A 6,607-nucleotide genomic window follows, 5' to 3' on the forward strand; every position below is an offset into this window, starting at 1 on the left:
TCCTCACCACCGGCGCCACCAACAACGACATCGCCCGCACCCTCGCCCTCTCCCCCCGCACCGTCGAACACCACGTCGCCAACGCGCTCAAGAAACTCGACACCACCCGCAACAACGTCCACGAGGCACTCGACAACAGAGGGTGACCCCGGGTCCTGCGCCGTGAAACGGGAGTCCGGCCTGCTGGTCGGCCGACGAGCGAAGTGGAACAATCCCTTCCATGACTGCCTGATCGGTCTGTGTCCGGAGGCGCCATGCCAGGTGTGCGGGTCGGCAGGCCCGGTTCCGACCGCCGCGCGGGCTTCGCGTTCGTGGGGCGTGACGGCGAGCTGCGCGAACTCCTGGACGCTCTCCAGGAGGGGCCGGCCGTGGTCTTCGTGGAGGGCGAGCCGGGAATCGGGAAGTCCCGGCTGCTGAGCGAGGCCGCGAGCCGCCTGCATGCCAACGGCCTGCCCGTCCTGCGCGGCGCGTGTCACCCGTTGCGCGAGCCGCTGCCCTTCGGCCCGGCCGTGGACGCCCTGCGCGGCGGCGCATCGCACTTCGGAGCCGGCGTGCGGTTCGGCCCGGCGGCCGCCGTCCTCGCACCCCACCTGCCGGAACTGGCCGACCGGCTCCCCGTACCCGACTCCGGCTCCGGCTCCGGGGACGGCACCCGCAGCCAGCAGCTGATGCGCGCGGTGCACGAGGTGCTGACCGCCCTCGGTCCCGCCGTACTGATGGTGGAGGACCTGCACTGGGCGGACGAGGCCACTCGCGACCTGCTGCTGTTGCTGGCCCGCAACCCGCCGCAGCAGCTGCGGCTCGCCCTCACCTACCGCCCGCGCGACCTCCCCGGCAGCGGGAACGTCCTCGGCTCCCCCTACCGCCGCCCGGTCGGCGTCGGCGGAACCGACATCACCCTGGAGCCACTCACCGAAGCCCAGATCCGGCAACTGGCCACCTCGGCAATCGGCCCGGCGGCCACCGGCCCCCTCTGCCGCGAACTCTTCGAACGCAGCGGCGGCCTCCCGCTCGTCGCCGAGGAGGACCTCCTCGTCCTGGCCGACCGGCTCGCCCTGTCCCGTAGCGGCGCGCCGCTGGCCTTCGAGGACACGGCGGTGCCGCGCGCTCTGCAGGAGGCGGTGAACAGCCGGGTCGTACCGCTCGGCAACGATGCCACGGCCACGGTTCAGGCCGCCGCCGTCCTGGCCGTCCCCGCGAGCGAGGACCAGCTGGCCTCGGTGGCCGGGCTGGCGGCCGATCAGAGCGAAGACGCCCTCATCGCGGCACTTGAAGCCGATGTGCTGGTGACGAAGGACGGCGGCCGCTACGGCTTCCGCCACGTGCTGGCCCGCCGGGCCGTGTACGACGGGATCCCCGGCCCGCGCCGCCGCCGCCTGCACACCCGTGCCGTCGAGGTCCTGTCGGCACAGGACCCGCCCGCGCTGGTCCAGATCGCCCACCACACCCGCAGGCTCGGCGACACCGCCGCCTGGCTGCCCAGGGCACAGGCCGCCGCCGACCACGCCACCGAGGTCGGCGACCACGGCGTCGCCGCCGAACTCCTCCAGCAGCTCCTCGCCGAACCCACCTTGCCGCCCGGCGACCGTTCCCGGTGTGCTCTCGCCCTCAGCGCCATCGCCGTCTACCGGACCGATCCCACCGCCAGCATCGCGATCCTGCAGCGGATCCTCGCCGACCCCGCACTGGCCACCGAGGTCCGCGGCGAGATCCGCTTCAACCTGATCCGGCTCCGGGCCAACACGGATGTCCGCTGGAACAACCTCGCCGAGCTGGAACAGGCCATCGCCGAGCTGGAGAGCAGGCCGGCACAGGCGGCCGCCGCGATGGCAAGCCTCGGCTACTACTCGGGTCTGAGCCCGAGGGGCGGCAACATAGCCGAGGATCTGGCACTGGCGGAGCGAGCGGCACACCTGGTGGCCCGCAGCGACGACCCGCTCGCGCAGGCGGACGTGCTGGCCAACCGCATCACCCTGCTGGAGCTCGTCGGCTACCCGCGGGGCCGGGAACTCCTCGGCCACCTGCCTCGCGACAGCACGGATCGCGCAATCCTCCGCCAGTGCGCCCGTGCATTGCACAACGCGGCCTGCTTCGAGTTGGCCCACGGCTGCGACGACGTGGCGCGCGCCCTGGTCGAGGAGGCCGAGGAACTGAGCCGCCGCGCCGGTTCCCAGCTCCTCCAGTACGGCTGCCGCCAGATCCGGCTCGAACTCGATCTGGCCGGCGGACGCTGGTCCGACCTCGACCGGACCATCGAGACGATGGCGCAGGAGACCGCCGAGGGCAGCCCGCAACGGTCCGATGTGCTCCTGGTACGTGCCGCGCTCGACACGGCGCAGGGCCGGTGGGCAAGGGCCCGCGAGGACCTGCTTCCGCTCGCCGACGCCTCCAACTCGGACGTCGGGCCCGTGGCGATCGCCGGGCTGGCCAGGCTCGACCTGCGGGAAGGCGACGCGGAGGCCGCCTGGCTGCGGACGAAGCCGGTGGTGGCGTTCATGCGCCGCAAGGGCCTGTGGGCGCGGCCCATCGATGTGGTTCCGATCGCCGTGGAGGCTGCCCTCGCCTGCGGCCTCCGCGACGAAGCCCGTCGGCTGACCGACGACGCCGAACGCGGCACCGAAGGCCTGAACGCGCCCGGGACCACCGCGGGGGTGTCATGGAGCCGGGGGCTGCTCGCGGCGGAGAGCGACCTCGGAACCGCTCTGGACCACCTCGAACGCGCCCGTGCCCAGTACGAGGCGATCGGCCGCGTCCACCTCGCCGCCCTGGTGGCCGAGCAGACCGGACGCCTCACCTTGGCACAGCGGCCCGAGGCAGCCGCCCGCGAGCTCCAGGACGCCCTCGACGTCTACACCCGCCTCGGCGCCACCGCCGACGCCGCCCGCTGCGAACAGGCCCTGCGCGACACCGGCCGACTCCGCCCCCGCACCCACGGCACCGACCTCTCCCCCCGCGAACAGCAGGTCGCCCAACTCCTCACCACCGGCGCCACCAACAACGACATCGCCCGCACCCTCGCCCTCTCCCCCCGCACCGTCGAACACCACGTCGCCAACGCGGATCGGCCGAGTGGAACAATCTGTTACGGGACTGCGTGTGGCCAGTCCGTCCGGAGATGTGTCATGCCAGCTGTGCGGGCCGACCGGCCCGGTTCCGACCGCCGTTCGGGCTTCGCGTTCGTGGGGCGTGACGGCGAGCTGCGCTCACTGGCGGGTGCTCTCCGTGACGGTCCGGCGGTGGTCCTCGTGGAGGGCGAGGCCGGGATCGGCAAGTCCCGGCTGCTGCGGGAGGCCGCACACAGCCTGACCGGCGACGGGATGCCGGTCCTGCGTGGCTGGTGCCACCCACTGCGCGAGCCGCTGCCGTTCGGTCCGGCGACCGACGCCCTGCGCGGCGGCCGGTCGTACTTCCGGACCGACACGAGGTTCGGCCCGGCAACCGCCGTCCTCGCACCGCATCTGCCCGAGCTCGCCGACCGCCTTCCCGCCGTTGTCCCGGACCCCGGGGACAGTACCCGCACTCAGCAGATGATGCGCGGCATGCACGACATGCTGAGTGCCCTGGGGCCGGCCGTGCTGATGGTGGAGGACGTGCACTGGGCGGACGACGCCACCCGTGACCTGCTGCTCCTGCTCGCCCGCAACCCACCGCGGCAGCTGCGGCTCGTCCTCACCTACCGGGGGCAGGACCTGCCCGGCGGCAGGAACGTCCTCGGCTCCCCCTACCGCCGCCCGGTCGGCGTCGGCGGCACCGAGATCACCTTGGAACTCCTCACCGAACCCGAGGTCCGGGAACTGGCCGTCTCCGTCCTCGGCCGAGCCGCCACCCCCTCCCTCTGCCGCGAACTGTACGAACGCAGCGGCGGCCTCCCGCTCGCCGTGGAGGAGGACCTCCTCGTCCTGGCCCACCGCACCACCCTGCCCGAGCGGGGCGACGCACCACTGACGCTCCAGGACACGGGGGTGCCGCGCGCCCTGCAGGAAGCGGTGAACAGCCGGATCGAAGCGCTCGGCCCGGACGCCACGGCCCTCGTGCAGGCCTCCGCCGTCCTGGCCGTCCCCGCAAGCGAGGAACTCCTCGCCGCGACGGCCTCGCTGGCAGAGAGCCAGGCCGAGGACGCCCTGATCGCGGCACTTGAGGCCGATGTCCTCGTGGAGAAGGCCCCTGGACGGTACGGATACCGGCACATCCTGGCCCGCCGCGCGGTCTACGACAAGATCCCGGAGCCGCGTCGGCGCCGCCTGCACACCCGTGCCATCGAGGTCCTCGCCGCCCAGGAGGCGCCCGCGCTCGTCCAGATCGCCCACCACACCCGCAGGCTCGGCGACACCGCCGCTTGGCTGCCCGCGGCCACGGCCGCCGCCGACCACGCCACCGCCGTCGGTGACGACGGCGTCGCCGCCGGTCTGCTACGGCAACTCCTCGCCGAACCCGCCCTTCCGACCGTCGACCGCACGCGTGCCGCACTCACGCTCAGCAAGTACGTCGTCTACCGGACCGACTCCGCGGAAGGCGAAGCAGCCCTGCGCCGCATCCTGGAAGACCCCGCTCTCGCCACCGAGACCCGCGGCGAGATCCGCTTCGGCCTGGCCCGGGCCCTGCGTTCGACCAATGTCCACGACGACCGGCTGAGCGAGTTGAAGCTGGCCGTCGCCGAACTGGAGAGCAGGCCCGCACTCGCAGCCGCGGCCATGGCCTGCCTCGGCTGGCTCTCCGCCCTGAGTCCGGGGGGAGGGAGCGTCCCGGAGAACATGGCCCTCGTGGAACGGGCGAGCGACCTGGCAGCACGCAGTCAGGACCCGCTCGCACAGGCGGACGTACTCGCCAGCCGGATCACCCTGCTGGAACTCGTCGGCGATCCACAGGGCCGCGAACTCCTGGACCAGCTGCCCCGCGACAGCACGGACCGCGGCGTCCTTGCCCAGTGCGCCCGGGCCCTCCACAACGCGGCCTTCCACGAGATGCTCCGCGGGTGCGACGAAACGGCCCGCGGAATAATCGGCGCGGCCGAGGAGCTGTGGCGGCGGTCCAGCCGCGCACCGGCGTCGTTCGGCTCGCGCATCCTGCAGTTGCAGATCGATCTGGCCGGCGGACGCTGGACCGGCCTCGGCCACACCATCGGGGCGATGCTCCAGGAAAGGCCCGAGGGCGCCCCGGAGCATGTCGAACTCCTCATGGCCCGCGCCACGCTGGACACGGCACACGGCCGGTGGGCCAGGGCCCGCCAAGACCTCGTCGCGGCCACCACCGCGCTCAACGAGAACGTGGCCAAGGAGGCGCTGACCCTGGTCGCCCGGCTCGATCTGCTGGAGGGTGCCCCGGAGGCGGCCTGGCAGCGGACAGAAGCGGCGGTGACGGTCATGCGGCGCAAGGGCCTGTGGACATGGCCCGTCGACCTGCTCCCGATCGCAGTCGAAGCCGCGCTGGCCTGTGGGCTGCACGATGAGGCACGGCAGCTGACCTGCGAGGCCGAGCACGGCATCGAAGGCCTCAATGCCCCCGGCGTCGCGGCCGGACTTCAGTGGTGCCGCGGAATGCTCGCGGCGGGGCACGACCTCGACACCGCCCTCACTCATCTGGAACGTGCCCGCTCCCGGTACGAGGCCATCGGCCGCGTCCACCCCGCGGCGAGGGTTGCCGAAGCAACCGGCCGCCTCAAGCTCGCGCACAGGCCCGAGGCAGCCGCCCGTGAGCTCCAGGACGCCCTCGACGTCTACACCCGCCTCGGCGCCACCGCCGACGCCGCCCGCTGCGAACAGGCCCTGCGCGACACCGGCCGACTCCGCCCCCGGTCGTCGCCGGTCCGCCGGGCTGTGTCCTGTCTGGCCGGCGCCCCTTTGCAGTGGCCGTGGGTGACAGGTGCTCGGCGGAGATCGGTGATGTGGTGCGTTTGCTGGTGCGGCGTCAGGCGGGCAGGCCGATGGCGCGTTCGCCGCTGCGGCGCTGCTGGATGACGACGGCGATGACGAGGAGGGCGCCCTGGGCGACGTTCTGCCAGAAGGAGTTGATGCCTTCGACGGTCAGTCCGTTCTCCAGGCAGCCGAGCAGGGCGACGGCGAGCAGGGTGCCGCCGATGCCGCCCTTGCCGCCCTTGAGGGCGCAGCCGCCCAGCGCCGCGGCGGTGATGGCCTTGAGTTCGAGGCCTTCGCTGCCGGAGGTGGGCTGGCCGCTGCCGGTGCGGGCGGTGAGCAGGATGCCGGCGACGGCGGCGACGGTGCCGATGAGGGCGTAGACGGCGACGAGGTATTTGTTGATGTTGATGCCGGCGAGGCGGGCGGCGGTGTCGTTGCCGCCGATGGCGTAGATGTTGCGGCCGATGTCGGTGTATTTGAGCAGCAGGTGGACGGCGAGGGCGGTGAGGATGAGGATCCACACCATGACGGGCAGGCCGGCGATCTTGCCGCGGCCGAGGAAGACGAAGACGTCGTTGTTGAGGACGTAGCCCTGGGCGCGGCCGTCGGAGATGAGCTGGGCGAGTCCCTTGTAGGCGGCGAGGCCGGCCAGGGTCGCGATGGTGGGGTTGACGCGGCCGTAGACGATGACCAGTCCGTTGAGGACGCCGACGAGGATGCCGACGGCGACGGCGGCGGCCATGCCGACGAGGGGG

3 protein-coding genes are annotated in these 6,607 nt (G+C 72.8%); 2 read left to right on the plus strand and 1 reads right to left on the minus strand.

Annotation, left to right across the window (positions count from 1 at the left end):
* Positions 1-146: LuxR C-terminal-related transcriptional regulator (locus tag IE98_RS52810; protein ID WP_199923059.1), on the plus strand; the 146-nt coding region annotated here is incomplete at its 5' end.
* Between the two features lie 108 nt (positions 147-254).
* A complete protein-coding gene (locus IE98_RS52170; RefSeq protein ID WP_106976868.1) occupies positions 255-5,954 on the plus strand; it encodes an ATP-binding protein in 5,700 nt (1,899 codons plus the stop codon).
* On the opposite strand, the gene IE98_RS0141330 is transcribed toward IE98_RS52170, so the two are convergent.
* A partial coding sequence (locus tag IE98_RS0141330) for an ABC transporter permease (protein WP_030277856.1) occupies positions 5,905-6,607 on the minus strand: 703 nt, incomplete at its 5' end. The genes IE98_RS52170 and IE98_RS0141330 overlap by 50 nt on opposite strands.

This window comes from Streptomyces sp. NRRL B-24484, from assembly GCF_000717715.1.
Lineage (GTDB): Bacteria > Actinomycetota > Actinomycetes > Streptomycetales > Streptomycetaceae > Kitasatospora.

Coding starts and splice junctions, on each gene's coding strand:
- IE98_RS52170 (WP_106976868.1), top strand. CDS start 255: ATGCCAGGTGTGCGGGTCGGCAGGCCCGGTTCCGACCGCCGCGCGGGC.